General features: G+C 73.5%; 22 protein-coding genes. 9 read left to right on the top strand and 13 right to left on the bottom strand.

The window, feature by feature from the left end:
* The first annotated feature begins 83 nt into the window (after positions 1-83).
* Entirely contained in the window at positions 84-1340 is a 1257-nt protein-coding gene (locus tag ACGFT2_RS03855; protein WP_393273175.1) for an extracellular solute-binding protein, read from the top strand.
* A gap of 1 nt (position 1341) precedes the next feature.
* Here the strand turns inward: ACGFT2_RS03855 and egtD are convergent, their stop codons facing one another.
* The 4 genes from egtD to egtA are packed head-to-tail and all read right to left on the bottom strand — an operon-like array spanning position 1342 to position 5853.
* A complete protein-coding gene (egtD, locus tag ACGFT2_RS03850) occupies positions 1342-2301 on the bottom strand; it encodes an L-histidine N(alpha)-methyltransferase (RefSeq protein WP_393273173.1) in 960 nt (319 codons plus the stop codon).
* The gene (gene egtC, locus ACGFT2_RS03845; protein ID WP_393273171.1) at positions 2298-3113 is read right to left on the bottom strand and encodes an ergothioneine biosynthesis protein EgtC; all 816 of its coding nucleotides are present in this window, start codon (positions 3111-3113) and stop codon (positions 2298-2300) included. Before egtC ends, egtD begins: the two co-directional genes overlap by 4 nt.
* Entirely contained in the window at positions 3113-4513 is a 1401-nt protein-coding gene (gene egtB, locus ACGFT2_RS03840) for an ergothioneine biosynthesis protein EgtB (protein WP_393273169.1), read from the bottom strand. Before egtB ends, egtC begins: the two co-directional genes overlap by 1 nt.
* Positions 4510-5853 (bottom strand): ergothioneine biosynthesis glutamate--cysteine ligase EgtA, encoded by a 1344-nt coding sequence (egtA, locus tag ACGFT2_RS03835; protein WP_393273168.1) that lies wholly within the window; start codon positions 5851-5853, stop codon positions 4510-4512. Before egtA ends, egtB begins: the two co-directional genes overlap by 4 nt.
* 280 nt (positions 5854-6133) lie before the next feature.
* Between egtA and ACGFT2_RS03830 the strand changes: the two genes are divergently transcribed.
* Positions 6134-6997 (top strand): TIGR02452 family protein, encoded by an 864-nt coding sequence (locus ACGFT2_RS03830; protein WP_393273166.1) that lies wholly within the window; start codon positions 6134-6136, stop codon positions 6995-6997.
* Between the two features lie 182 nt (positions 6998-7179).
* Here the strand turns inward: ACGFT2_RS03830 and ACGFT2_RS03825 are convergent, their stop codons facing one another.
* From ACGFT2_RS03825 to ACGFT2_RS03805, 5 genes are all read right to left on the bottom strand, one after another.
* Positions 7180-7626: a type II toxin-antitoxin system PemK/MazF family toxin gene (locus ACGFT2_RS03825; RefSeq protein ID WP_393273164.1), complete on the bottom strand. Its 447-nt coding sequence runs from the start codon at positions 7624-7626 to the stop codon at positions 7180-7182.
* Positions 7627-7682: 56 nt separating this feature from the next.
* On the bottom strand, positions 7683-8132 hold the full coding sequence (locus ACGFT2_RS03820; RefSeq protein WP_393273162.1) for a cupin domain-containing protein: 450 nt from the start codon (positions 8130-8132) through the stop codon (positions 7683-7685).
* Between the two features lie 339 nt (positions 8133-8471).
* Positions 8472-9896, bottom strand: a complete 1425-nt coding sequence (locus ACGFT2_RS03815; RefSeq protein WP_393273160.1) for an amidase — start codon at positions 9894-9896, stop codon at positions 8472-8474.
* Between the two features lie 326 nt (positions 9897-10222).
* Positions 10223-11209, bottom strand: a complete 987-nt coding sequence (locus ACGFT2_RS03810) for an alpha/beta hydrolase (protein WP_393273158.1) — start codon at positions 11207-11209, stop codon at positions 10223-10225.
* 387 nt (positions 11210-11596) lie between these two features.
* The gene (locus ACGFT2_RS03805) at positions 11597-12160 is read right to left on the bottom strand and encodes an NAD(P)H-dependent oxidoreductase (protein WP_393273156.1); all 564 of its coding nucleotides are present in this window, start codon (positions 12158-12160) and stop codon (positions 11597-11599) included.
* A gap of 99 nt (positions 12161-12259) precedes the next feature.
* Between ACGFT2_RS03805 and ACGFT2_RS03800 the strand changes: the two genes are divergently transcribed.
* Positions 12260-12940, top strand: coding sequence for a TetR/AcrR family transcriptional regulator (locus ACGFT2_RS03800; protein ID WP_393273154.1), 681 nt, complete (start codon positions 12260-12262; stop codon positions 12938-12940).
* 330 nt (positions 12941-13270) lie between these two features.
* Entirely contained in the window at positions 13271-14284 is a 1014-nt protein-coding gene (locus ACGFT2_RS03795) for a LacI family DNA-binding transcriptional regulator (RefSeq protein WP_393273153.1), read from the top strand.
* Between the two features lie 189 nt (positions 14285-14473).
* Here ACGFT2_RS03795 and trxA read toward each other — a convergent pair whose 3' ends face one another.
* Positions 14474-14851, bottom strand: a complete 378-nt coding sequence (trxA, locus tag ACGFT2_RS03790) for a thioredoxin (RefSeq protein WP_393273152.1) — start codon at positions 14849-14851, stop codon at positions 14474-14476.
* Positions 14852-14991: 140 nt separating this feature from the next.
* Here trxA and ACGFT2_RS03785 point away from each other — a divergent pair, with 140 nt between their 5' ends.
* Positions 14992-16422, top strand: a complete 1431-nt coding sequence (locus ACGFT2_RS03785; RefSeq protein WP_393273150.1) for a dihydrolipoyl dehydrogenase family protein — start codon at positions 14992-14994, stop codon at positions 16420-16422.
* A gap of 115 nt (positions 16423-16537) precedes the next feature.
* On the opposite strand, the gene ACGFT2_RS03780 is transcribed toward ACGFT2_RS03785, so the two are convergent.
* Together ACGFT2_RS03780 and ACGFT2_RS03775 are read right to left on the bottom strand one after the other, a co-directional pair.
* Positions 16538-17182, bottom strand: coding sequence for a peptide deformylase (locus tag ACGFT2_RS03780; protein ID WP_393273149.1), 645 nt, complete (start codon positions 17180-17182; stop codon positions 16538-16540).
* 73 nt (positions 17183-17255) lie between these two features.
* On the bottom strand, positions 17256-17603 hold the full coding sequence (locus tag ACGFT2_RS03775) for a tetratricopeptide repeat protein (protein ID WP_393273867.1): 348 nt from the start codon (positions 17601-17603) through the stop codon (positions 17256-17258).
* Between the two features lie 312 nt (positions 17604-17915).
* Here ACGFT2_RS03775 and ACGFT2_RS03770 point away from each other — a divergent pair, with 312 nt between their 5' ends.
* From ACGFT2_RS03770 to dhaK, 4 genes are all read left to right on the top strand, one after another.
* Positions 17916-18776 (top strand): ketose-bisphosphate aldolase, encoded by an 861-nt coding sequence (locus ACGFT2_RS03770; RefSeq protein ID WP_393273147.1) that lies wholly within the window; start codon positions 17916-17918, stop codon positions 18774-18776.
* Positions 18777-18778: 2 nt separating this feature from the next.
* A complete protein-coding gene (locus ACGFT2_RS03765; protein ID WP_393273145.1) occupies positions 18779-19642 on the top strand; it encodes an HAD-IA family hydrolase in 864 nt (287 codons plus the stop codon).
* Between the two features lie 22 nt (positions 19643-19664).
* A complete protein-coding gene (gene dhaL / locus ACGFT2_RS03760; protein ID WP_393273143.1) occupies positions 19665-20321 on the top strand; it encodes a dihydroxyacetone kinase subunit DhaL in 657 nt (218 codons plus the stop codon).
* Positions 20322-20395: 74 nt separating this feature from the next.
* Positions 20396-21391 carry a dihydroxyacetone kinase subunit DhaK gene (dhaK, locus tag ACGFT2_RS03755; protein ID WP_393273141.1) on the top strand — a complete coding sequence of 332 codons (996 nt, stop codon included), beginning with the start codon at positions 20396-20398 and terminating at the stop codon, positions 21389-21391.
* Between the two features lie 28 nt (positions 21392-21419).
* On the opposite strand, the gene ACGFT2_RS03750 is transcribed toward dhaK, so the two are convergent.
* Positions 21420-25769 carry a molybdopterin-dependent oxidoreductase gene (locus tag ACGFT2_RS03750; RefSeq protein WP_393273139.1) on the bottom strand — a complete coding sequence of 1450 codons (4350 nt, stop codon included), beginning with the start codon at positions 25767-25769 and terminating at the stop codon, positions 21420-21422.
* Positions 25770-25879: the final 110 nt, after the last annotated feature.

The raw sequence follows: 25879 nt of genomic DNA, 5'->3' as shown, positions 1-25879 counted from the left end.
GTACGAACGCATGTGTTCGTCCCCCCACGACCGGGCGCCCACCCCTGTCCGCACCGTCCAGGCCAGACAGAACAGGACCCCTCGTGAGACGTCGTCTGCTCGCCCTCATCTGTGTCGCCGGATCCCTCGTCAGCGCCTGCGGGGTGCTCCCCGGCGGGCACGAGCGCAAGACCGTCACGGTCTGGCTGATGAAGGACAGCGCCTCCGAGAAGTTCCTGCACCGCTTCACCGAGGACTTCGAGAGCACCCACAAGGACCTGCGCCTGGACATCCGCATCCAGGAATGGACCGGCATCGTCGAGAAGGTCAGGGGGGCGCTCGCGGACGGCTCGGGGGACGGCCCGGACGTCATCGAGGTCGGCAACACCCAGGTGCCGCTGTACGCCGACGGCGGCCGGCTCGTCGACCTCACCCTGGAGTCGATGCGCGACTGGGGGAAGGAGAAGTGGCTGCCCGGCCTCGCCCAGCCCGGCAAGGACGGCAACAAGCAGTACGGCATCCCCTGGTACGCGGCCAACCGGGTCGTCATCTACCGCAAGGATCTCTTCGAACGGGCGGGCATCACCCGTGTACCGAAGACCCGCGACGAGTGGCTGACCGACACCGGGAAGCTGAACTCGGCCGGCGATCAGGGCATCTACCTCGCCGGACAGGACTGGTACACGCTCTCCGGCTTCATCTGGGACGAGGGCGGCGACCTCGCCCGCGAGAAGGACCACGAGTGGCAGGGCACCCTGGACACTCCGGCCGCGCTGCGCGGCATGGACTACTACCGGCGCCTGCAGGCGCTGGGCACGGGACCGGTGGACGCCGACGAGGAACACCCGCCCCAGGCCGGGGTGTTCGCCGGCGGCAAGGTCGCACAGATCGTCGCGGTACCCGGCCTCGCCCAGTCGATCGTGCAACAGAACCCGGAACTGGAGCACAAGCTGGGCTTCTTCCCGGTACCCGGCCGGAGCGCCGGCCGGCCCGGCACGGTGTTCACCGGCGGCTCCGACCTGGTCGTACCGCAGAACACCGAGGACCAGTTCGCCGCGACCGCCGTCGTCGGGGCGCTCACCGACGCCAAGTGGGACACCGAACTCGCCCGGGCGATGAACTACGTGCCGAACAAGACCACGCTCGCCGGCGCGGTCGCCGAAGCGGAGGGGGTCGCCGCCATGGCCGCGGGCGCGGCGCACGGGCGGGCGACCCCCAACACCCCTCAGTGGGCCGACGTCGAGGCCGACAACCCGATCAAGGAGTACATGACGCGCGTGCTGAACGGGGCGGACCCGGCGGCGGAGGCGCGCCGGGCGTCCCGGAAGATCACCGAGGCGCTCCAGCCGGACGTGGGCTGACTCACCGAGCCACGCTCAGCGACAGTGCGAACCGGTCCTGGTCGTCCGTCCACCAGTGGGTCAGGTCGAACCCCACCGCGGCCAGTTCGGTGCCGACCTTGTCCTTGCGGAACTTCGCCGACACCTCGGTGCGCAGCTCCTCGCCCGCGGCGAACTCCACGGCGAGGCCCAGCGCGGGCACCTTCACCGTCTGTTCGGTGCGCGAGCGCAGCCGCATCTCGATCCACTCACGCTCGGCGTCCCACAGCGCCACATGGTCGAAGGCGTCCAGGTCGAAGTCGGCGCCCAGTTCACGGTCGACGACGGCCAGCACGTTCTTGTTGAACGCGGCCGTCACCCCGGCCGCGTCGTCGTACGCCCGCACCAGCACCTGCTCGTCCTTGACCAGGTCGGTGCCGAGCAGCAGCCCGTCGCCCGGCGCGAGCAGGGCTCGTACGGACGTCAGGAACTCGGTGCGCTCGGCCGGCAGCAGGTTGCCGATCGTGCCGCCGAGGAACGCCACCAGCCGGGGCCCGGGGGTGGCCGGCAGCGTCAGCGGTGCGGTGAAGTCCGCGATCAGCGCGTGGACTTCGAGGCCCGGGTGGTCGGCGATGAGCGCCTGAGCGGCCTGGGTGAGGGCGCTCTCGCTGACGTCGACCGGGACGTAGGCCGCGAGCGGTAGGGCGTCGATGAGATAGCGGGTCTTCTCCGAGGAGCCCGAGCCCAGCTCGATCAGCGTGCGGGCACCGCTCGCGGCGGCGATCTCGCCGGACCGGGCGGCGAGGATCTCCCGCTCGGCCCGTGTGGGGTAGTACTCGGGCAGTTCGGTGATCTGCTCGAACAGCTCGCTGCCGCGGGCGTCGTAGAACCACTTCGGCGGCAGCCACTTGGGTGTGGCGGTGAGGCCGTGCCGGACGTCGGCGCGCAGGGCCGCGTCCGTGGCGTCCTCGGGGAAGGTACGGGTGACGTGCAGGGGACTCACGTACAGGGCTCCTTCGTCGATGTGGGCTCCTCCGCTCGAGCGGAGCCGAGAGCGGGGGCGGCCGCCGGGTCCTCCAGCGGGGCGAGCAGCACACCGGTGCTGCTCGCGGTGAGCGCGGTGCGGTCGGGGACCTCCTGCCAGAGGGGATCGTCGTCGGAGGGTTCGGAGGCGACGACCGTGCCGCGACCGGGCTCCGTCCGGTACCAGAGGGTGTCGCCCCAGGCGGTGGCGGCGATCGTGGTGCCGTCGGTCAGCAGCAGGTTGAGGCGGGAGGCGGGGGCGGCCCCGGCCAGTCGGCGGACCGTCTCACCGAGGGCTCGGGCCGGTTCGTCGCCGCCGCGCAGCCGGTGCAGGACCAGCGCCCAGACGAACGCCGAGTCGTTGCGGGCCTGCAGCGACAGCAGGTCCACCGGGGGCAGTGCCGACACCAGCGGTGCCGCCGAGTCCGGCCAGCCGGGGACCGCGCCGTTGTGGCTGAACAGCCACCGCCCGGCCGCGAAGGGCGCCGCCGCGGCCTCGGCGTCCGCGCCCGCGAGCGTCGCGTCCCGTACGGCGGCGAGCACCGCGCCGGAGCGCACCACCCGTGCCAGGTCGGCGAAGGACAGGTCCGCCCAGATCGGGCCGGCCCGCCGGTAGCGGGCCGGCGCCGGGTCCCCGGGCGCGTACCAGCCCACCCCGAAACCGTCGGCGTTGACCGTCCCGTAGCGCTGCCGTCGCGGTGCCCACGACTGGCGGAACAAACTGTGCTCCGGCTCCACCAGGAGCCGGCCGAGCGGCTCCTCGGGCCCGAGATAGGCCAGATGCCGGCACATCAGACGGCCTCCGAACGGGCCGTGCGGAACCCGGAGAAGATCTGTCGGCGGATCGGATGGTCCCAGTTGCGGAACGTGCCCCGGCACGCCACCGGATCCACGGCGAACGAGCCCCCGCGCAGCACCTTGTAGCCGGAGCCGAAGAAGACCTCCGAGTACTCCTTGTACGGAAACGCCCGGAACCCCGGGTACGGCAGGAAGTCGCTGGCCGTCCACTCCCACACGTCACCTATCAACTGCCGGACGCCCAGCGCGGACTCACCCTGCGGGTAGCTGCCGGCGGGCGCCGGCCGCAGATGCCGCTGGCCCAGGTTGGCGTGCTCGGGCGCCGGGTCGGCGTCGCCCCACGGATAGCGTCGCGAGCGGCCGGTGGCCGGGTCGAAGCGGGCGGCCTTCTCCCACTCCGCCTCCGTGGGCAGCCGGCGACCGGCCCAGCGGGCGTAGGCATCGGCCTCGTACCAGCACACGTGCAGCACCGGCTCCTCGGCCGGGACCGCCTCCGTGACCCCGAACCGGCGCCTGAGCCACTGGCCGGCGTCCCGGCGCCAGAACTGCGGGGCCGTGAGGGAGTGCCGCTTGATGTGCGCCCAGCCCTCCGGCGTCCACCAGCGCTCGGTGTCGTACCCGCCGTCCGCGATGAACGCCTGGTACGCCCCGTTCGTCACCGGGGTCGTGTCGATCCAGAACGGCGCCACCTCACGCTGGTGGGCCGGCCGTTCGTTGTCCAGCGCCCACGGCTCGGCCGACGTGCCCATGGTGAACGGGCCACCGGGGACGAGCACTTCGGCCGGCCCGGTGAACAGCGCTACCGGCTCCGGGTCCGGGGCGGTCAGGGCCTGGGGTCCCTTCCTCAGCTGATGGGTGATCAGCATCGTCTCGTCGTGCTGCTGTTCGTGCTGGGCGACCATCCCGAAGGCGAAACCGGCCTCGGTCAGCCGGGTGCCGTGGAAGTCCGCGCCCGCCAGCAGATCCATCACCCGGCCGCGCACCTCGGCCGCGTACCGGCGGGCCTCGGCGGGCGGCAGCAGCGGCAGCGAGGGCCGCTCCGCGCGCGGATGCTCGAAGGCGTCGTAGAGGGTGTCGATCTCCGGCCGCATCGCCTCCCGGCCGCCGACGGCCCGCAGCAGCCACAGTTCCTCCTGGTTGCCGATGTGCGCGAGGTCCCACACCAGCGGGGACATCAGCGGGGAGTGCTGGGCGGTGAGGTCCGGTTCGTCGACGCAGTCGGTCAGCAGCGTGGTGCGGTCGCGGGCGGTGGTGAGCGAGGCCAGCGCCCGCTCGCGCAGGGCGTCGGCGTCCGGCTCGACGGTCGTGGTGCCGGACCCGGCGGCCGTGGTGCCGGAACCGACGGTCGTGGTGCCGGACCCGAAGGTCGTCGTGCCGGTCTCGGGCGCGGTCATGTGCGGATGTCCTTCCTCCCGTGGGCGGTGCGGGTACCCGCTGCGGGGCCGGACCGGTGCCGGTCCGTGCGGTGCGATCCGTCCAGCAGGTCGTCGGCCGGGCAGCGGCCCCGGGCGACGTAACGGTCCAGATGGACCGCCACGGCATCCACGACCTGCCGGGACGCGCCCAGCCGGGGCAGTGCCTCCAGGGCCACCCCGAAACAGACGGTGGCCGCGTCGCGCAGCTCCGGATCGGCGAGCCCCAGCCGGGCCGCGTCGGCCCACAGCGGATTGTGCGGGGCGGGCAGGTTCAGCGCCCGCTCGGCGAGCGGCTTCACGATCCGGTACGCGGTCTCCGCCGCCGCCGGATCGTCGAACAGCGCCGCCGTGACCGCGAGCGGCACGATCCAGCCGTCGTCGCCGGGTTGCGCGTCGATCATCCTCAGCTCCAGGTGACCGCGCGGCCGCACCGGCGGGAACAGGGTGGTCAGGTGGTAGTCGAGGTCCGCCCGGGTGGGCGGCCGGGGTGATCCGGTGCGGGCCCACTCCCGGAAGGTGAGCCCGTCGGGCACCTCCCACGGCCCGTGCTCCCGGCGGACGCACATCACCGGCGAGTCCAGTACGTGCCGCGCCCACATGGCCCGTGGGTCACCATCCAGCGGGGGGCCGCCCGCCCGGCCGGCGCCGATCTCCATCCAGACCAGCTGCCGGGTGGACTTCCAGCCCGTGGGCCGCTGCCCGACCAGCGGGGAGTTGGCGAACGCGGCCACCAGGACGGCGCCCAGCTGATGGGCCAGCCACCAGCGCCGCCGGTGCCCCAGGGGGCCGGGCTCCTCGTGGCCGGCGTCCACGCACACCTGGACGGAGGCGGAGGCGCACATCATGTGCCGGCCGGCCGGACCGTTGCGGTCCAGGCACGCCTCCATGGCGTCGTAGCGCGGCTGGTGCAGGAACCTGCGGGGTGCGTGCCAGGGGTCGTGGCCGATGCCGACGAGGCCGAGACCGGCTTCGGCGAGGACGGCACGGACGGTGTCGAGGTCGGCCGAGACGGTGCCGATGCACTCCATCAGGGAGGCGGCGGGCGGCGAACTGAGCTCCAGCTGGCCACCGGGTTCGACGGTGAGAGCCGAACCCAGGGACACGGCCCGCAACGCGGCATAGGCCGCCTCGAGACGTTCGGGTGTCACGGTGAGCTGCGGCTGCCGCAGCTCGTGGACGAGCCATTCCAGTTCCACCCCGACGGTGCGGGGCGGCCCGGTCTTGAAGCAGATGCCCCTGACGAGGGCCTCCACCTCAGGCTCGGTGACGGCGACAAGGTGCTCGGTACAGCCACCGCCGTCGCTATGTGAATCGGACATGTCGGGATCCTCCTGAGATTCCACCATGCCACCGGCCCGGTACTGCGAGGGGGGCCGGGCAGGCACTCGCTCCACCCAAAACCCTCGAGGCGATTCGCACAAGGGTGCCCCTCCGGACGTTCCGGATCGGTCATCTCCGTTTCCGTACCCGTTTTCCGGACTGTTCCGCGGGCGGTGAAACTCCGTTGCACCGCAGGACCAGCATCACCCAGGATGCCTGTATGAGCACGACGGGGGAGATCGCGCAGGCCGCGGACATGGCGTCCACGGGGGTGGCGCCATGAGCGCGCGCCTGCGCGGTATCGCCACGGACACGGAGAAGATCGTGGCGGCCGGCCGGTACCTGGCGCCGGACGGGCGGGAGGTACCGATCGCGGCGGCCGTCGCGGCGGCCCGAGCCGGCACGCGGATGTTCGGACCCGCGCCGGTGCCGACTCCTCCGGTCCCGCCCGTCCCGGTGCCGGTCCCGACCATGTCCGGGGCCGGCACCGGGACGGATCCGCGGACCGGGCCCGTCGTCGAGGTCACCGGCGAGAGCAGTCTGGAGGCGGCCCGCCGGCTGGCCGGCGCGCCCGTCGCCGTCCTGAACTTCGCCTCCGCCCGGAATCCGGGCGGCGGTTACCTGAACGGCGCACAGGCCCAGGAGGAGGCCCTGTGCCGCGCCTCCGCCCTGCACACCTGCCTCCTGGCGGCCCGTGGCTTCTACGATCACCACCGGGCCGAGCGTGACCCCTTCTACACCGATCGGGTGATTCACTCGCCGGCCGTCCCGGTCTTCCGCGACGACCGCGGCGGCCTGCTCGCGGAGCCGTTCCTGGCGGGCTTCCTGACCGCCGCGGCGCCCAACGCGGGCGTCGTTCGGCGTACGGCACCGGAGCGCGCCGCGGAACTGCCGTCCGTGCTGGCCGGCCGGGCCGAGCGGGTCCTGGAGACGGCCGTGGCGCACGGCTACCGGCGGCTGGTGCTCGGGGCCTGGGGCTGCGGTGTCTTCCAGAACGACCCGGCGCAGGTCGCGGACGCCTTCCGGGCGCTGCTGGGCGCCGGGGGCCGGTTCGCGCAGTCCTTCGAGCACGTGGTGTTCGGCGTACTGGACCGGACGCCGGGCGCCGCGACCCGCACGGCTTTCGAGAAGGTGTTCGGTTAGGGCGGTCGCGTGCGCAGGCGGCCGGGACGCACCCCGCCGGGCTGCGCGCACCGGCCCTCGGCACCTTGGCGCGCGGCTCGCACGAGGCGGGGTCCGGGCGTGCGGCACCCGGCGCCGGGCTCACGTGCGGCGGGCCGCCCGTCACGAGGCGAGCCGGATGCGCCCAGCGCGTGCCGGCAGGGTCAGGTCCAGCCGTAGCGCTCGTGGAGCCGTCGGCGGACCAGGTCGAAGCGCATCCGGTCCAGGGCGCACGCCTCCCTGCGCATGCCCGCCTCGTGCAGCCGCAGCACTCGGTCCACGTCCACCCACGAGTCGCGGCCCGAGCGGTCCCACGGCCCGCTGCCGATCGCCACCCACTCCCGGTCGCCGTCGTGCCGCTTGCTGGAGAGCTGCACGGCGAGAAACGTTCCTGCCGCCTCTCGGGCCACGACCAGGACCGGGCGGTCCTTGCCCCGGCCGTCGTTCTCCTCGAACGGCACCCAGGTCCACACGATCTCCCCGGGGTCCGGGTCGCCGTCGTGGGCGGGGGAGTACTCGGTGCGTACCCGGCCGACCTCCCGCGGGTCGGCCTCGGTGGTGGCGTGGCGGCCAGGGCGGCCGGGGATGCTCTCATCGGTGGACGTGCTCACGGAAGGCACCCTAGTGGTACCCGCCCGGAGCGCAACAAGCGCCCGGGGCACGCACGTTATTCCGGTGGGACGGCGGTGGTCGGGGCCGTGGGAGTGCCGGGCGGCCGCGAGCCGATCCACATGCCCGGGCGGCGGCGGTGCACGGTCAGATAGGTCAGGCCGCTCTCCGCGGCGGTGACGCTGCGGGCGGCACCGCGCGGCAGCCAGACAAGGGCGCCCTCGCCGAGCGGCTGGGGTTCGCCGGAGAGCTCGTCGCCTAGCACACCGGTCCCGGCGACGACGAAGAGCATGACGTCCAGCTGCGTCTCGGTGTGGGCCGTGATCCGGCCGCCCGGGGGGAGCCGGACCACGTTGGCGTCCAGCTGGCGCCCGCTCTCGGCCAGCTTCCACAGCACTCCGGCCGGCGCGGGCGGCGCCTGCACCAGGGCCCGCGTGTCGCACAGCACGCGCGGGCCCGCCGTGGAGTCCTCCCACGGTCCGCTGCCCGTCGTCGGCGGTGGCGCCATCTGATGTGTCCCTCGGCTCCGCTGTGTCCGTGCCCCGCACATGCCGTCGATCACCCTACAGCCGACTCGTGTGGACGCGGTGAAGGACAGGCGGGCGGCAGCCGACGGGCCGGACCGAGGCCCGTGCGGCCCATGGTGAGCGCCTTGGCTGGCAACTCTCCCCTGGCGTCCGCCCCGTTGAGCGGCACGATGTGGTCGCGTCGCCGCACGTGGACGCATCCGCCGGGACGATCTCCGGGCCCGTCTCCGCGAGTTGCTGGGCGACGACGTGCGCCTCCGGTTCGGCACCAGCGTGCACCGCCCGGTGACCATGGCCAACCGGGTACGGGCGGAACGCGGTCAGGGGGCCGGTGTGCCGGCCTCCGCCCGCTGTGGCGGCCACACCTCGTGCCAGCGCAGTTCCGCCTCCAACTGGGCCGCGAGGGAGACCAGCAGCGGCTCGCTGCCGGCGGGGCCGAGCAACTGGGCGCCGACCGGGAGGCCGCCGTCCACGAACCCGGCGGGCACGTTCACGCCCGGCCAGCCCAGCACGTTCCAGGGCCAGGCGTACGGGCAGGCGGCGATCATCGCGCGGTCGGTGGCGAACCCGCTCAGCCCGGACAGGGCGCCGATCCGGGGCGGGGGAGCCGCCGTGGTCGGCGCCAGGATCACGTCGTACGACCGGAAGAAGACGCCGATCCGCCGGTGCAGCACCGCCTCCGCGCGCCGGGCCGCCCGGAGCGGGGCCCCGCCGAGCAGCCGGCCCAGCCGGGCGGCGCCCCGGGTGCGCGGGTCGAGCAGCGTGAAGTCGGGTGCCTCGAGGGCCCGTTCGGCGATCCCCGCGGTGGCGCGAGGAAGGAAGGTCAGCCCGATCTGGCCGTAGGGCGGATCGGCCTCCTCGACATGGTGGCCCGACGCGGCCAGTCTCTCGGCGAGTTCGACCACTCGGGCGCGTACCTCCGGCCGGAGACGGGCGGGTACGGCGGTGAACGGCGGCTTCAGCGACAGGGCGATGCGCAGCCGGCCCGGATCGCGGCCGACCGCGTCGGCCACCGTCACGGCGGGCGGCCGGTGCGGGTCCAGGTCGTGGTTGCCGCTGGCCGCGTCCAGCAGCAGGGCCGCGTCGGCGACCGTGCGGGCGAGCGTGCCGTTGACCGTGATGCCGTGGAAGGATTCGCCGCGGGGCCAGGTCGAGATCCGGCCGCGCTGCGGCTTGATGCCGATCAGGTGGGTCCAGGAGGCCGGGATGCGCACCGAGCCTGCGCCGTCGGAGCCGAGGGCGGCCGGGACGAGCCCGGCGGCGACCGCCGCGGCCGAGCCGCCCGAGGATCCACCGGGTGTGTGCTCGGTGTGCCAGGGGTTGCGGGTCTCGCCGAACGCCGGGCCCTCGGTGAACGGCCACTGCCCCAGTTCGCAGGTGTTGGTCTTGCCGACGATGACCGCACCGGCCGCGCGCAGGCGCCGTACCGCCTCCCCGTCCGCGGCCGCCGGCGGGAACTCGCCCCGGCAGCCGAACGCGGTCGGTTCGCCGGCCACGTCCATGTCGTCCTTGACCGCCACCGGTACCCCGAGCAACGGGCGGCGTACTCCGGCGGCCAACTCCCGGTCGGCGGCGTCCGCTTCGGCGAGCGCGGCCTCGGCACGCACGATCCGGAAGGCGTTCAGCGTCGGCTGGGTGGCGTCGATCCGGGCCAGCGCCTGCTCCACCAGCGCCCGCGAGGTCACCTCCCCGTCGGCGAGGGCACGTCGGGTCTCCGCGAGACCTGCGGCACGGTCGGGCGTCATGGGGTGAGCACCTCCGGGAGGCTCCGGGCACGATGTCTACCGAACGGTAACGTCATGTCGGCGGCGCGCCTACGGTTTGCGCAGGGGTGTCTTCGGTATGAGGGGTCGTCGCCGTCGTCGCCGTCGCCGCCGGGGGCCCGCTGCCACGCGGTGGCAGGGCCGGCCAGTGCCGGCTCGCGGAACGACGACACGACTGGCCCCTCGCCCAGGACGTCGCCGCCCTCACCGAGACGGTCCCGGCCGCCTTCCGGACCGAGCCGCGGGAGGAAGGCCTCGTCGCCCCGGACGCGCCCCTGCCCGCCTGAGCCGCTCCCGCTCGACGGACGTCAGCGCTGGTCCCGGCGGTCCCCGCCGAGCAGCCGCCGCAGCCACGCCACTCGTGCCGCGCGGGCGGCCCGGGACAGGGCCGCCTCGGGGACCAGGGCGTCGAAGCCGTGGAAGCCGCCCGGCCAGACGTGGAGTTCGGCCGCGCCGCCGGCCTGCCAGATGCCGGAGGCGTAGGCGACCACCTCGTCCCGGAAGGTCTCCGCGGAGCCGACGTCGAGGAAGGCCGGGGGCAGTCCGGACAGGTCGGTGGCGCGGGCGGGCGCGGCGTACGGGGAGACCCCGGGGCCGCCCCGGCGGTCGCCGAGCAGCGCCGTCCAGCCGGTCTCGTTGGCGCTGCGGTCCCAGGCGCCGAGGCCCGCCATCTGGTGGCCGGAGGCGGTGTCGTTGCGGTCGTCCAGCATCGGGGACATCAGGACCTGGCCGAGCGGTCGCGGACCCCGCCGGTCCCGGGCGAGCAGAGCGAGCGCCGCGGTGAGGCCACCGCCGGAACTGGCGCCCGCCACGACCATCCGGTCCGGGTCGCCCCCGATCTCCTTCGCGTGCCCGGCGGTCCACAGCCAGCCGGCATACACGTCCTCGACCGGCGCGGGGTAGGGGTGTTCGGGGGCGAGCCGGTACTCCACCGACACCACCACCGCGCCCAGCTCGCGCGCCCAGCCGAGGGGTTCGGCCACGCCGGCCCGATTGGTCCCGGTCATCATGCCGCCGCCGTGGACGTGGTAGACGACCGGCAGCGGAGGTGTGAACGCCGTGGCGGTGGGGCGGCAGATGAGCAGGGAGACGTCGGGGGCTCCCTCGGGGCCGGGAACCGCGCGGTCCTCCACCTCGAAGGCGCCGTCCAGGGTGACGTCCAGCAGGCCGAGCAGTTCGGCGGCCTCCCGGGCCTCGTCCAGGTCGTCCAGGGTGAAGCCGGGGGTGGTCACGTCCTTGACCGATTCCAGCGCGGAGGCGAGTTCCGGATCGAACGGCGGCGGGACCAGGGGCATGGCGTCTCCTCGGGTGACACTGGGTCCGCCGCGGCGAGTGCCGGAGCGGAGTGTGAGCGGTCAGGAGTCGCCTACCCCGTGGCGAGTGATCCGCGGCGCCGACCGGCGGAACGGATCCGCGAGGCCCCCCGTGATCGGTTCCGTAAGGAGCGCCGCTCGGGTGGAGCGCCGCTCGGGTGGAGCGCCACTCGGGCGGAGCGGCCTCGGGTGGTGCGCTGCCCGGTCGGGGTGCCGCCCGGCAGGGCGCCTCTCGGGCGGAGCGGCCCTCGGGTGGGGCGCTGGTCGGGGTGTCGCCCGGGTGGAGCGCCGCCGGCCGGATTCCGGGGGAACGCGGACGGGGCCGGAGCTGTGGGCTGCAGCTCCGGCCCCGTGCGGGTGAACCTCCGGTCAGACGGCGACGGCCTCGGACACGGTGCCGTGCAGGCGCACCACGACCTCGGTCAGCTGGGCGGCGACCTCGGCGTCGTCGACCGGGTGGGTCTCGGCGAAGCGGGTCACGGAGCCGGGGATGGCCAGCTTGATCTCCTCGACCACCTTGCCGCCGGCGATGCCCACCGCCTTGCGGGCCTCGTCCTGCGCCCACACGCCGCCGTACTGACCGTACGCGGTGCCGATCACGGCCACGGGCTTGCCGCCGAAGGCGCTGGCACCGTACGGGCGGGACAGCCAGTCGATGGCGTTCTTCAGGACGGCCGGGATGGTGCCGTTGTACTCGGGGGAGAAGAGCAGGAACGCGTCGGCGGCCTGCGCGGCAGCGCGCAGCTTCGCGGCGGGGGCCGGGACGTCGCCCTCCACGTCGATGTCCTCGTTGTAGAACGGGATCTCGGCGAGGCCCTCGAACAGCTCGACCTCGGCGCCCTCGGGTGCGAGCTTCACGGCGGCCTCGGCGAGCTGGCGGTTGTGCGAACCGGCGCGGAGGCTGCCGACGAGCGCGAGGATACGAACGGACATGGGAACTCCAAGGGGCTGAAACATCGCGGTCACGATCCGGACCAAGGTCCGTTTAGATTTCTATCACCCTAACCGGACCGTGGTCCAGTTTTCTTCCCGATGCTTTACGCTGTCTTCATGACCAGCGCCCTGCCGCACCTCCCCGAGCCTCAGGAGCCATTCGAATCCTCTCAGTTGCTGGAGGTCGGGCCGGTTCCCGACGAGCCCTGCCTGCGGGCCGACGCGGCCCGCAACCGGGCCCGGCTGCTGGAGGCCGCCGCCCGGCTGATCGCCGAGCACGGCGTGGGCGGAGTGACGATGGAGGCGGTGGCCGCGGCGGCCCAGGTCGGCAAGGGCACGGTGTTTCGCCGCTTCGGCGACCGCACGGGGCTGCTGATGGCCCTGCTGGACCACTCCGCCAGGCAGCTGCAGGCCGACTTCCTGTGCGGGCCCCCGCCGCTGGGGCCCGGGGCGCCGCCGCTCGACCGGCTGCGGGCGTTCGGCGTGGCGGTGCTGTACCGCTCCGCCGAGCAGCTGGATCTGCAGCTGGCCGCCCAGCCGGAGCCGGATCGGCGGTTCGCCCACCCCGCATTCGCTGCCCTGCGTACACAGGTCACGATGCTGCTGCGGCAGATCGTGCCGGACGCCGACTGCGCTCTGCTGTCCCAGACGCTGATGGCCTCGCTCGACCCGGCACTGATCCACCATCTGACCCGGCAGTGCGCGATGCCCATGGAGCGCCTGGAGGCCGGCTGGATCGACCTGGTCGCCCGGGTGACCCGCACGGCCCCACCCCGCTGAATCCGCTTTCTCGGTCGGCCCCACCCTGCTGAATCCGTTCTCTCGGCCGGCCCCACCCTGCTGAATCCGTTCTCTGGGCCGGCCCCACCGCGCTGAATCCGTTCTCTCGGCCGGGATCACCGCGAACCGCTCTCTCGGCCGGGCCCTCTCCGAAGCCGTCGAGGCGGACCTGCTGGACGCGGACCTGCTGGACGCGGAACTGCTGGAGGCGGAACTGCTGGAGGCGGACCTGCGCGCCGCGCGCCGGGGCCGTCCTCCCACTCCCACCCGTGTCGTCCAACGCCGAACCACGTTCCCCCGAGTGCTCCCGGCCGCCGTTCCTCTGCCAAGATGCGGTCTGTCATGGTGCAGATACCGAACACGCCCACGAGTGCCGACGTCGCCCGCCTGGCCGGCGTCTCGCGCGCGACCGTGTCCTACGTCCTCAACAACACCAGCGCCGTCCGCATCAGCGAGCCGACGCGCCGGCGCGTCCACGAGGCCGCGCGGGAACTGGGATACGTGCCGCACGCCGCCGCCCGCAGCCTGCGCGCCGGACACAGCCGCATGGTGCTCATGCCCGCCCCGGCGATCCCGGTGGGCCCGCTCTACAGCAGGTTCCTCAACGAACTCCAGTGGGCGCTCGGCCGGCTCGACTACACGGTCGTGCAGTACGGAAGCGTCGGCCTGCAGGGCGACGAAGCCGCCCGCGCCTGGGCCGAGTTGCGGCCGGTGGCGGTGCTGGTGCCGGGCGCGGGGCTCGGCCCCCAGGGGGTCCAGGTCCTGAAGCGGTCCGGCGCCCGGGCCGTCGTCACCCTGGGCCCCGAACGCGTCGAGGGCGCGCACGCCCTGCTCATGGACCAGGCCACCGTGGGCCACTGCGCGGGCGCCCATCTGCACGAGCGCGGCCGGCGCCGGATCGGGGTCGTCGTTCCCGGGGAGACGGGGCTCGAGGCCTTCTCCCGGCCGCGGCTCGCAGGCGTACGCCAGGCCCTGCGCGGTACGGGCGCGACCCTGACCGAGCTGCCGCTCGACTACACGGAGGAGGCCGCCGTCCAGCTGGCCGCCCAATTGCGGAAGTCGGATCTGGACGCGGTGTTCGCCTACAACGACGAGTACGCCATGCTGCTGCTGCGCGCCCTCCAGGACGAGGGCGTCCGCATCCCCGACGACATGGCCCTGATCGGCGCCGACGACCTGATGCTCGGCCGGCTGCTGCGGCCCAGGCTCAGCACGGTCCACATCGAGCTGCCCTCGGGCCGCGACCTCGCCGAACTGGTCGACCGCGTGGTGCGCGATCCCGGGGGCGAGCCAGAGGTGCACGGGCTGCTGGGTGCCTCGGTGGTCCGGCGCCAGTCCAGCTGACCCTGGAACGAGTCCAGCCGACCCCGGGACGAGCACGGCTGACCGGGGACCGAGCACGGCTGACCCGGGACCGCGTACGGCTGACCCGGTGGCCGGTCCGGCCGCCCGGTGGCGGGTACGGCTCCCCGGTGTCCGCCGGGGAGCGCCGCGCCGGACGGCCGAGGGCGAAGACGGGTTCTTCCGCCGGTGCTACTGGGCCGCGTCGCCCTCCTGGGCGGCGATGCTCTTGCGGACCTCGTCCATGTCCAGCTTGCGGGCCTGGCCGATGAGGTCGGTGAGGGCCGCCTCGGGCAGGGCACCCGGCTGGGCGAAGACGGCGACCTTGTCCCGGACGATCATCAGCGTCGGGATCGACTGGATCTGGAAGGCCGCGGCCAGCTCGGGCTGGGCCTCGGTGTCCACCTTGCCGAAGACCAGGTCCGGGTTCTCCGCGGCGGCCTTCTCGTACACCGGCGCGAACTGCCGGCAGGGCCCGCACCAGGACGCCCAGAAGTCGATGAGCACGAACTCGTTCTCGCCGACCGTCTGGTCGAAGTTCTCCTTGGTCAGCTCCACGGTGCTGCTCATGGCGTGATTCCCTCTTCCTGGTGTGGGGTGTGCCGACGGCGGAAACACGGCCGCCGGGCCGCCTATTCCACACGTGCACGCTCGTGTTCCGCGCGCGTACCCATGTGGCCACGGCGCACACCACCGACCAGACTGGCCCCATGACGGAAACGGAATCCATCGAGTACGACGTCGTGGTCATCGGGGGCGGACCCGTGGGGGAGAACGTCGCCGACCGCACCCGTGCGGCCGGTCTGACCACCGCGGTCGTGGAGAACGAACTGCTCGGCGGCGAGTGCTCGTACTGGGCGTGCATGCCCAGCAAGGCCCTGCTCAGGCCGGTCATCGTCCAGGCCGACGCGCGCCGCCTGCCCGGCCTCGCCGGGGCGGTCCAGGGCTCCCTCGACACCCCGGCGGTGCTCGCCCGGCGGGACGAGTTCACCTCCCACTGGAAGGACGACGGCCAGGTCGCCTGGCTCGAGGGCACCGGCGCCGACCTCCACCGCGGCCACGGCCGCCTCGCCGGACCGCGCACGGTCACCGTGACCGGCCCCGACGGCAAGGTCACCACGCTCACCGCGCGGCACGCCGTCGCCGTCTCCACCGGCACCCGCGCCCAGCTGCCCGACCTCCCGGATCTCGCCGGCGTACGGCCCTGGACCAGCCGCGAGGCGACCAGCGCAGAGGCGGCCCCCGGCAGGCTGATCGTCGTCGGCGGTGGTGTCGTGGCCGCCGAGATGGCCACCGCCTGGCAGGCTCTCGGCTCGCGGGTCACGCTGCTGGTGCGCGGCAAGGGGCTGCTGAACCGCATGGAGCCGTTCGCCGGTGAACTGGTCGCCGAATCGCTCGCCGAGGCGGGCGTCGACGTGCGCACCGGCACCTCCGTCGAGTCCGTCACCCGCGAGAGCGGCACCGTCGTCGCCGTCACCGGCACCGGCGACCGGATCGAGGCCGACGAGATCCTCTTCGCCACCGGGCGCGTCCCGCACACCGACGACATCGGCCTGGACACCGTGGGCCTGGCACCCGGCTCCTGGCTGGAGGTGGACGACAGCCTGCTGGTCACCGGCACGGACTGGCTGTACGCGGTCGGCGACGTCAACCACCGGGCACTGCTGACCCACCAGGGCAAGTACCAGGCCCGCATCGCCGGCGCCGCCATCGCCGCTCGCGCCGCCGGCAGCCCGCTGCTGGACGAGGAGTGGGGCGCGCACGTGGCCACCGCCGACCACCACGCCGTACCGCAGGTCGTCTTCACCGAACCCGAGGCCGCCGCGGTCGGTCTCTCCCTCGCCGAGGCGGAACAGGCGGGCCACCGCGTCCGCGCGGTCGACGTCGAGTTCTCCTCGGTCGCCGGGGCGGGCCTGTACGGGGACGGCTACAAGGGCCGGGCCCGCATGGTCGTGGACGTGGAGGACGAGATCCTGCGGGGTGTCACCTTCGTCGGCCCGGGCGTCGGCGAACTCATCCACTCGGCCACGATCGCCGTCGCCGGCCGCGTCCCCGTCAGCCGGCTGTGGCACGCGGTCGCGTCCTACCCGACGCTGAGCGAGGTCTGGCTGCGGCTGCTGGAGGCCTACCGGGACAGCTGAGCACCGGCGGATCGTCCCGCACCGAGGAGACGTGCGGGACGCCCGGCCGCGGCGGTCCCGCCTGGTGCCGGGGCCGCCCGCGGCGGTGCGAGGCTCCGCCGGGCGACCGGGTCGGCTACGGCAGCGCGAAGCCCAGGGCCCGCGCCGCCGCCTCGGGCGTCGGCTGGGCCCAGAGCGCCGACACCGCCTCGTTCGTGGACAGGGAGCGCGGCTCCGCGCGGTCCAGGTACAGAGTGCCGTCGAGATGGTCCGTCTCGTGCTGGACGATGCGGGCCGGCCAGCCGGTGAACACTTCGTCCAGCGTGCGGCCCCGCTCGTCGGCGCCGCGCAGCCGTACCGCGGCGTGCCGCGCCACGACCGCCTGCCAGCCCGGCACGCTCAGGCAGCCCTCGAAGAACGCGACGCGGTCGTCGCCGGCCGGTTCGTACACCGGGTTGACCAGGACCCGGAAGGGCTGCGGGACCCGGCCCCGGGCCACGGCGACCGGTTCGGGCACCGGGGCCGGGTCCTCGATGACCGCGATCCGCAGTGGCACGCCGACCTGCGGTGCGGCCAGGCCCACGCCCGGAGCGGCGTGCATGGTGACGCGCAGGGCCTCGACGAAGCGGTTCAGCAGAGCGGGGCCGAGCTGACCGTCGTACGGTTCGGTGCCCTGGCGCAGCACCGGCTGTCCGGCGGCGACGATGGGCAGGGGGCCACCGGCGGCGAGGAGTTCCTCGACCCGCTCGGCGAGGGGCGCGTGATCAGGAGGGGGTGCCATCGCGTCAGAATGCCACGTCGGCGCGCCTCGCCCGGTGACACGCCAGGTAGCGCCCCCTCCCACGGTCTGCGGCTCACTCCCGCGGGAAGTCACCCGCGAGCGCCGAGGCGAGCCGCAGATGCCGCTCCGCCTCCTCGTGCCTGGCCTGCCGCTGGAGGGTGCGGCCCAGCATCAGCCGGGCGTAGTGCTCCACCGGGTCGCGCTCGACGATGACCCGCAACTCGGCCTCGGCGCGGTGCAGCTGGGCCGAGTGGTAGTAGGCGCGGGCCAGGAGCAGCCGGGGACCGGTCTGGTCCGGCACCTCCTCGACCAGTCCGGCCAGCACGCGCGCCGCCGCCGCGTAGTCCTTCGCGTCGAAGAACAGCCGCGCGCGCTCCCAGCGCTCGGCGGCGGTTCCGTGGTCGTAGTACGGGATCTCCACTTGCGTGTCCACTCGTGACCTCCTTCGCGGGCTGCAACGAAGCGCGGTTGTTCAATATTCCACTACTTGGGTGCGGGCGCCCGGCGAGGGGTGGATGCGGCACCGGTCCGGGTTGCGGCACAGGCCGGGTGTCCGGGTGCGTCCCGCGCGGCGGAACGGGTGGCGGCCGGCCCGGGAGGTGTCGCCGCACAGCCAACTGCGCCGCCGTCCTTGCGGGTCAGGGGCGCCGGGGAGGTGGCCGCGGGCCACAAGTGGCGGGGTGTGAGGGGCGGGCGTGGAATGGAGGAGCAAGGGCGGAGACGAGGAGGCGCCGTGGGTGTGACACCGCTGACCGAGATCCTCGCCAAGCCGTTCGAGGAACGCTATGCCGTTCCGGCCGTCAACGTGTTCAACGATCTCACGCTGGAGGCCGTGCTGGCGGCGGCGGTGGAGAACGCGTCGCCGCTGATCGTGCAGACCTCCGTGAAGACCGTCAGGTCCATCGGCAGCGACGTGCTCTACGCGATGTGGACCTCGATGACAGCGGGCATCGAGGTGCCGGTCGCCCTGCATCTGGATCACTGTCCGGAACGCGAGGTCATCACCGAGTGCCTGCGCCGGGGATGGAACTCGGTGCTGTTCGACGCCTCGACGCTGCCGGTGGAGGAGAACATGAGGCAGACCGTCGAAGTCGTCGCCGAGGCCCGTGCCTTCGGCGCCGCGGTCGAGGGCGAGATCGAGTCGATCACCGGTGTGGAGGACGGCGTCGGCAGCGACACCGCCGCCCGGCAGCAGGACCTCGCGGTCGCTCTGGAGTTCCTGCGCACCACACAGGTCGACGTCTTCGCGCCGGCGATCGGGAACGCGCACGGATCGTACAAGCAGGCGCCGGTCCTCGACGCCCAACGGGTCTCCGACATCGTGGCGGCCCATCCGGTACCGATCGCCCTGCACGGCGGCAGCGGACTGTCCGACGAGCAGTTCCGCGACCTGATCTCCCGCGGCTGCGCGAAGGTCAACATCTCCACGGCGCTCAAGGAGACGTACATGAAGTCGAACCTGGCCTTCCTCCAGGCCGCGGCGGAGCGCGGGAAATGGGACCCTCCGTCGCTCTTCCGGGCCGTCCGCCAGGACGTCGTCGAACTGGCCGGTTCGCTGATGACGCTCTTCGGCAGCGCCGGACGGGCGGGCTGACCGTGCCCGCGCTCGTCTTCGACTGCGACGGCGTCCTCGCCGACACCGAACGCGACGGCCACCTGCCCGCCTTCAACCGGACGTTCGAGGAGTTCGGTCTGCCGGTGCGGTGGAGCGACGCGGAGTACGCGGAGAAGGTGAAGGTCGGCGGCGGAAAGGAGCGGATGCGGACCCTGCTGACCCCGGAGTTCGTCGCAGCCGCCGGTCTGCCCTCCGACCCGGCCGCACTCGACGAGCGGATCGCCGTCTGGCACCGGCGCAAGACCGAGATCTACACGGGGATCATCCGCGGCGGGAGTATTCCGCCCCGGCCCGGTGTACGGCGGGTGGCCGCGGAGGCGCACGAGGCCGGGTGGACGCTCGCGGTGGCCTCCACCTCCGCCGAGGCGTCCGTGCGCAGCGTGCTCGAACTCGCCATGGGCCCGGAACTCGCCGCCCGCTTCAGCGTCTTCGCCGGGGACGCGGTCCAGCGGAAGAAGCCCGCCCCGGACATCTACGCGTTCGCCGTGCACCGGCTCGGGCTGGACCCCGCGGACGCCGTCGCGATCGAGGACAGCCGCAACGGGATGCTGTCCGCGCTCGGCGCCGGGCTCGTCTGCGCGGTCACGACCAGCGCCTACACCGGGGAGGAGGACTTCACCGGGGCCGCCCTGGTGGTCACCTCGCTCGGTGATCCACCCCCGCGGGAGACGGTCACCCGCGTGCTCGGCGACCCGCTCGGCATCCGCCCGGGGCCCCGTGTGGTGCTCGCGGACCTGGCCGCCCTGCTCGGCTCCGGCGACCTCACGGACTCCGCCACGTCCGATCCGCCCGTGGGCGGCCTCCTCGACCCCGGGCCGTCCGGTCCCCGTCCCCGGCCGCACTGAGCTCGCGGAAGTAGGGAGAGCCATGCCATCGCCATCGACGTCCGCGAGCGACCTCGCCTTCGTCGTCCGGGTCATCGCACGCACCGCGGTGGACAACGAGCGGGCCTTCAGCGATCTCGACGCCGTCGCGGGGGACGGGGACTTCGGCTACTCGCTCGCCCGCGGTTTCGAGATCGTACTGGCCGAATGGGACACCCTCGCCCCGGAGCCGCCCGCCGAGCTCCTGAAGAAGGTCGCGATGGTGATCTCCAAGCGGGTGGGCGGCACGTCGGGGCCGCTGTGGGGGACCGCCTTCCTGCGGGCCTCCGGGGTCGTGCGGGACCGGCCGGAGCCGGCCGCCGCGGACGCGGTGGCGATGCTGCGGGCCGCCGCGGAGGGGATCAAGGCGCGCGGCAGGTCCGACCTGGGCGACAAGACGCTGCTGGACGCGCTGATCCCGATGACCGACGCCCTGGAGCGGCGGCTCGCCGACGGCGGACCGGAGACCGCCGGTTCCGAACTGGCCGCTCTGGCCGCCACCACCGCCCGCGCCGCGGCCGACGCGACGACGCCCATGCAGGCCAGACGCGGCCGCCAGAGCTACACCGGAGAGCGCAGCATCGGCTCGCCGGACCCCGGCGCGGTGGCGGTCGCGGTCATGGCGGAGCGCGTCGCCGCCGAGTGGGACACACGCGGCTGACGGCAGGGACCGGGCCCCGACGACCGGCCCGCCTCCCGGCACCCGCGGCCGGCAGGACCAGGAGGAGTCACGACATGAAGAAGTTCGTCAACGACCCGAAGGACTACGTCGCCGAGATGCTGGAGGGGCTGGCCCTGGCCAATCCCGGCACACTCACGTACGTGCCCGAGTACAACCTGATCATGCGAGCCGACGCCCCGCAGCGGAACAAGGTCTCGATCGTGCAGGGATCCGGGTCCGGGCACGAGCCGGCGCACGTGATGACCGTCGGCAAGGGCATGCTCGACGCCGCCTGCCCCGGCGACGTGTTCGCCGCGCCGCCCGCCGACTTCGTCTACGAGACGGTCAGGCTGGTCGCGTCCCCGAAGGGCGTGCTGCTGCTCGTCAACAACTACACGGGTGACCGGATGGCGTTCGAGATGGCCGAGGAGATGTCGCAGGCGGACGGTGTGACCGTGCGCACCCTCTTCATCGACGACGACGTGGCCGTACAGGACTCGACCTACACCGTCGGCCGGCGCGGGGTGGCCGGCAACTTCTTCGTGATGAAGGCCGTCGGCGCGGCCGCCGAGCGCGGCGCCGACCTCGACGAGGTGTACCGGGTCGGCGAGAAGGTCAACTCCGTCACACGCACCATGGGCATGGCGCTCACCGCGTGCACACCGCCCGCGAAGGGTTCGCCGCTGTTCGACCTGCCCGAGGACTCCGTCGAGATGGGCGTGGGCATCCACGGCGAGCCGGGCCGCAGGCGGGAGAAGCTCCGGCCGGCGGCCGCGATGGTGCGCGAGCTGGTCGACGCCGTCGTGGACGACCTGCCGTTCGCCACCGGTGACCATGTCGCCCTGATGGTCAACGGCCTCGGCGGCACACCGGTCGGCGAGCTGTACCTGGTGTACGGCCTGGCCCACAAGCAGCTGGCCGAGCGGGGCATCGAGGTCGGGCGCAGCTACGTCGGCGAGTACTGCACCTCGCTCGACATGGCCGGCGCCTCCGTGACGCTGGTCCGGCTGGACGACGACATCTACGACCTGCTCACCGACCCCGCCGAGATCCCGATCCGGGTGTTCTGACGGACCGGCGCGGCCACCCGCCCCGCCGTCAGTAGACGTCGCGGACGTAGCGCTTCTCCGCGGCGAGGTGCCTGACGTAGGCGCCGGCCTCCTCCGGGCTCATGCCGCCGTGGACGGCGGCGATGTCCGCGAGGGCCCGGTCCACGTCCTTGGCCATGCGGGCCGCGTCGCCGCAGACGTAGAAGTGGGCGCCGTCCTGGAGCCACTGCCACAGGCGGGAGCCGTGTTCGCGCATGCGGTCCTGGACGTAGATCTTGTTGCGCTGGTCGCGGGAGAAGGCGAGGTCGAGCCGGTCGAGGTGGCCGGACGCCTGGTACGCCTCCAGGTCCTCGCGGTGGTAGAAGTCGGTGGCCCTGCGCTGTTCGCCGAAGAAGAGCCAGTTGGGGCCGGTGTGGCCACGGGCCAGACGGTCCTCGAGGAACCCGATGAAGGGCGCGACACCGGTTCCGGGACCCACCATGATCATGGGGGTGGCGGGGTCGGCGGGCGGCCGGAAGTGCGGTGAGCGCTGGACGAAGACCTGGACGGGGCCGTCGTCCGCGCAGTCGGCGAGATAGGTCGAGCACACGCCTTTGCGGTCCCGGCCGAGATCGCTGGTGTAGCGGACCACGGAGACCGTGAGGCGGACCTCGCCGGGGTGGGCGAGCGGGCTGGAGGATATGGAGTACAGGCGAGGCTGCAGGGGTTTGAGGACGCCCGCCCACTCCGCGGCCGAGGCGCGGACCGGGAACTCGGCGAGGACGTCGGCGGCCTGCCGGCCCCAGCTCCACTGCGCGAGCGCGTCCTTGTTGGCGGGGTTGTCGGTCCGCAGCAGTCGCTTCAGCCTGTGGTCGCCGGTGCGCTCCGTGACGAACTTCAGCAGGCCGGTGGTGATGCGGGAGATGTCCAGGCGGGTGCGCAGCGCTTCTTCGAAGGGGAGGGGCGTGCCGTCGCCCAGCGTGACGGTCTCCTCGGGGTCGAGGCCGGTGAGGGCGAGCCACTCGGCGACGAGCGGGGCGCCGTTGGCCGGCCAGACACCGAGGGCGTCCCCGGCGTCGTAGGCGAGTTCACGGTCCCGGGTGTCGAAGGCGAACTGCCGTACCTCCTTGCGTGAGCCGGGCAGGCTCAGCAGCCTGTTGCCGATGAGCAGGGTGGCGAACGGGGATGCCTTGGTGTAGCCGGCGGGTGCCGGCGGCGGGCCGACGACGGCCGGTGCGGACGCGGTGGCCGCGGTGGGGGCCGGGTCGCTCGTCCCGGCCGGGCCGGCGGGCACCGGTCGCCGGTCCCCGGCCGTGGCCAGGGCGGCGGCGACCCGGCCGAGCCACTGCTCGGCGGCCTCCTCGAAGTCGGGCTCGCAGTCGGTGCGGGGCAGGAGCCGGGTGGCGCCGAGTGCTTCGAGGCGTTCGTCGAGGCGGCGGCCGTGGCCGCAGAAGTCGTCGTAGGCGGAGTCACCGAACCCGAGGACCGCGTACCGGATGGTCTCCAGCCGGGCGGCGTCCGGGGCGGACAGCGCCTGCCAGAAGCCGGCGCCGTTGTCGGGGGCGTCGCCGTCGCCGAACGTGCTCGTGACGAGCAGCACGTCGCTGTCCGGGGTGAGGTGTGCCGGGGAGACGTCGGCCATGGACAGCAGTTCGGCAGGACGCCCGGATCCGGTGAGGCGGGCGGCAGCGGTGGCGGCGAACTCCTCGGCGCCACCGGTCTGGGACGCCCACAGAACGATGAGACGGCGGGCCGGTACGGCCCTACCGGCTGCCGGCGAGCCGATCCGGGTGGCCTCCGGGGCGGGCGCGGCGCCGGTGCGGGAGTACAGGCCGGCGAGGACGCCGTCGACCCACAGGGCGTTGCCCGGGGTGAGGGGCGCCCCCGGGGGCAGGACGGGAACGCGTCCGTCCGGCGGGGCGAGGGCGAGGCCGGAGAGGAAGCCGGACAGGTAGTCGCGCTCCGGCCCGGCCAGGGGTGCGGGGACGAGGCTGGTGGTGCCGAACAGGGTGGCGAGGGCGTGGACGGGCGATTCCGCCGGGAGGGCCCCGGCTCCGGCTCCGGGGACAGCGGATTCCGCCGGGACGGCTCCGGCTCCGGGGACGGAGGATTCCGCCGGGCCGGCCCCGGCTTCGGCCGCGGCCCCGGCGCCGTGCTGGGCCGGGGCGTTCACGGGTGGTGCTCCTCGCCGGAGGGGGTCGGGCCGGCTGCCCGGCCGGTCCGCCGGGGCGGGGGCGGTCGTCCTGGTGAGGGCGACGGCGCAGGCCTTGAACCCGGGCTGGAAGGAGATCGGGTCGACGGCGTCGTGGGTGACGGCGTTGATGCTGAGGTGTTCGCCGAACAGGTCGTTCCAGTGGAACGGCGCGAAGCAGGTGCCGGGCCGCACCCGGTCGGTGACCACGGCGGGCAGCACCGCGCGGCCGCGCCGCGAGGCGACCTCCACCTGGTCGCCCTCCGTGATCCCGAGCGCGCCCGCGTCTTCCGGATGGACCTCCACGAACGGGCCGGGGTCGAGCTTGGTGAGCTTGGCGACCTTGCCGGTCCTGGTCATCGTGTGCCACTGGTGCTGCAGGCGGCCGGTGTTGAGGACGAAGGGGTGCTCGTCGTCGGGGAGTTCGGCCGGGGGCAGGTGCGGGCGGGCGAAGAACCGTGCGCGCCCGCTCGGGGTGGGGAAGACCGGACGGGGGCGGGTGCCGTCCGCGCGTTCCGGGAGGGCCCGGCCGGCGCCGTCGGCGAGGTAGCGGATCGGGTTGCGGTCCGGGCCGTCGGCGGTGGGCGCCGGCCACTGGACGGGCGTGGTGCGCAGCCGCTCGTAGGTGATGCCGCGCAGGTCCCAGCCGGTCGTGGGGTTCCACGCCTGCCTCAGCTCGTCGAACACCTCTTCGGCCGAGGCGTACGTGAACGCCTCGGCGAAGCCCATCTCGCAGGCCACCCGGGCGATCAGCTGCCAGTCGGGCAGCGCCTGCCCCGGCGGGTCGACGACTCCCTGCACGAGGGTGAGGTTGCGCTCGGAGTTGACCAGTACGCCGTCGGACTCCGCCCACAGCGTCGCCGGCAGCGCGACGTCGGCGTACGCGTTGGTCTCGGTCTCGGCGAACACGTCCTGGGTGATGACGAGTTCGGCGGTCTCCAGAGCGGCCACGACGTTCTTGCGGTTGGCCACCGAGGCGACCGGGTTGGTGCACATGATCCAGCACGCCTTGATGTCGCCCCCGGCCATCCGCTCGAACATCTCGACCGTGCCCCGCCCGACCTCGGTACGCAGCGAGCCCTCGGGGATGTTCCACAGGTCCTCGACGAAGGCGCGTTCGGCGTCGACCAGGACGGAGCGCTGTCCGGGCAGGCCGGGGCCCATGTAGCCCATCTCGCGGCCGCCCATGGCGTTGGGCTGGCCGGTCAGCGAGAAGGGGCCGGATCCCGGGCGGCAGATGGCGCCGGTGGCCAGGTGCAGGTCGATCAGGGCGTTGGTGTTCCAGGTGCCGTGGGTGGACTGGTTCAGGCCCATGGTCCAGCAGCTCGTCCACTCGCCGGCCTCGCCGATCCACCGCGCTGCCTGCCGGATGTCGGACTCCGGTATGCCGGTGATCTCCGCGACCTTCCCGGGCGGATAGTCCGCGAGGAAGGCGGGCATCTCGTCCCAGCCCTCGGTGCACTCGGCGATGAACTCCTCGTCCGTGTGCCCGTTCGCCACCAGCAGGTGCAGCAGACCGTTCAGCAGGGCGAGGTCGGTGCCGGGCCTGATCTGCAGGAAGAGGTCGGCCTTGGCGGCGGTGGCGGTGCGGCGCGGGTCGACGACGATGAGCCTGGCGCCCGCCGACCTGACCCGGTCCATCATGCGCAGGAACAGGATCGGGTGGCAGTCGGCCATGTTGGCGCCGATGACGAGGAACACGTCCGCGTGATCGAAGTCCTGGTACGAACCGGGCGGCCCGTCGGCCCCCAGCGACAGTTTGTAGCCCGAACCCGCGGAGGCCATGCACAGCCGTGAGTTGGACTCGATCTGGTTGGTGCGCACGAAGCCCTTGGCCAGCTTGTTCGCCAGGTACTGCGCCTCCAGGGACATCTGCCCCGAGACGTAGAAGGCCAGGGCGTCGGGCCCGTGCTCGTCCAGGACCGCCCGCAGCCGGGCGGCGACGGACGAGATCGCCTCGTCCACGTCGGTCTCCTGCGGCTCGGCGCCCCGTCCGGCACGCACCAGTGCCGTCCGCATGCGCCCGGGCGCGGCCAGCATGTCCGCGCTGGTCGCCCCCTTGGTACAGAGGCGGCCGAAGTTGGCGGGGTGCTCCTTGTCCCCGGACGCCTTCGTGGCACGGCGCCGTCCGTCGCCGGAGTCCCGCGTGATGTCGAGCACGATGCCGCAGCCGACGCCGCAGTACGAGCAGACCGTGCGGACACCGCCGTCCTTCGACCCAGCTGCCACCGAATGCCACCCCGCGTGTGTGTTGTCCCGGCCGGGACCGTCTCGCCGGCCGGCGGGAGCCCCAGGCCAGTACCGTAGGAAGATCGAATTTCCGGCTCGTCACACGCCGG

Source organism: Streptomyces sp. NPDC048514 (assembly GCF_043199955.1).
In the GTDB taxonomy this organism is placed as follows: Bacteria; Actinomycetota; Actinomycetes; order Streptomycetales; family Streptomycetaceae; genus Streptomyces.
This window is presented reverse-complemented; position numbering and strand designations above follow the sequence as displayed.

Excerpts from the sequence above, each read along its gene's own strand:
- egtC (WP_393273171.1), bottom strand. The coding sequence starts at position 3,113 with ATGTGCCGGCATCTGGCCTATCTCGGGCCCGAGGAGCCGCTCGGCCGG.
- egtB (WP_393273169.1), bottom strand. The coding sequence starts at position 4,513 with ATGACCGCGCCCGAGACCGGCACGACGACCTTCGGGTCCGGCACCACG.
- egtA (WP_393273168.1), bottom strand. The coding sequence starts at position 5,853 with ATGTCCGATTCACATAGCGACGGCGGTGGCTGTACCGAGCACCTTGTC.
- ACGFT2_RS03830 (WP_393273166.1), top strand. The coding sequence starts at position 6,134 with ATGAGCGCGCGCCTGCGCGGTATCGCCACGGACACGGAGAAGATCGTG.
- ACGFT2_RS03820 (WP_393273162.1), bottom strand. The coding sequence starts at position 8,132 with ATGGCGCCACCGCCGACGACGGGCAGCGGACCGTGGGAGGACTCCACG.
- ACGFT2_RS03815 (WP_393273160.1), bottom strand. The coding sequence starts at position 9,896 with ATGACGCCCGACCGTGCCGCAGGTCTCGCGGAGACCCGACGTGCCCTC.
- ACGFT2_RS03810 (WP_393273158.1), bottom strand. The coding sequence starts at position 11,209 with ATGCCCCTGGTCCCGCCGCCGTTCGATCCGGAACTCGCCTCCGCGCTG.
- ACGFT2_RS03805 (WP_393273156.1), bottom strand. The coding sequence starts at position 12,160 with ATGTCCGTTCGTATCCTCGCGCTCGTCGGCAGCCTCCGCGCCGGTTCG.
- ACGFT2_RS03800 (WP_393273154.1), top strand. The coding sequence starts at position 12,260 with ATGCTTTACGCTGTCTTCATGACCAGCGCCCTGCCGCACCTCCCCGAG.
- ACGFT2_RS03795 (WP_393273153.1), top strand. The coding sequence starts at position 13,271 with ATGCGGTCTGTCATGGTGCAGATACCGAACACGCCCACGAGTGCCGAC.
- trxA (WP_393273152.1), bottom strand. The coding sequence starts at position 14,851 with ATGAGCAGCACCGTGGAGCTGACCAAGGAGAACTTCGACCAGACGGTC.
- ACGFT2_RS03785 (WP_393273150.1), top strand. The coding sequence starts at position 14,992 with ATGACGGAAACGGAATCCATCGAGTACGACGTCGTGGTCATCGGGGGC.
- ACGFT2_RS03780 (WP_393273149.1), bottom strand. The coding sequence starts at position 17,182 with ATGGCACCCCCTCCTGATCACGCGCCCCTCGCCGAGCGGGTCGAGGAA.
- dhaL (WP_393273143.1), top strand. The coding sequence starts at position 19,665 with ATGCCATCGCCATCGACGTCCGCGAGCGACCTCGCCTTCGTCGTCCGG.
- dhaK (WP_393273141.1), top strand. The coding sequence starts at position 20,396 with ATGAAGAAGTTCGTCAACGACCCGAAGGACTACGTCGCCGAGATGCTG.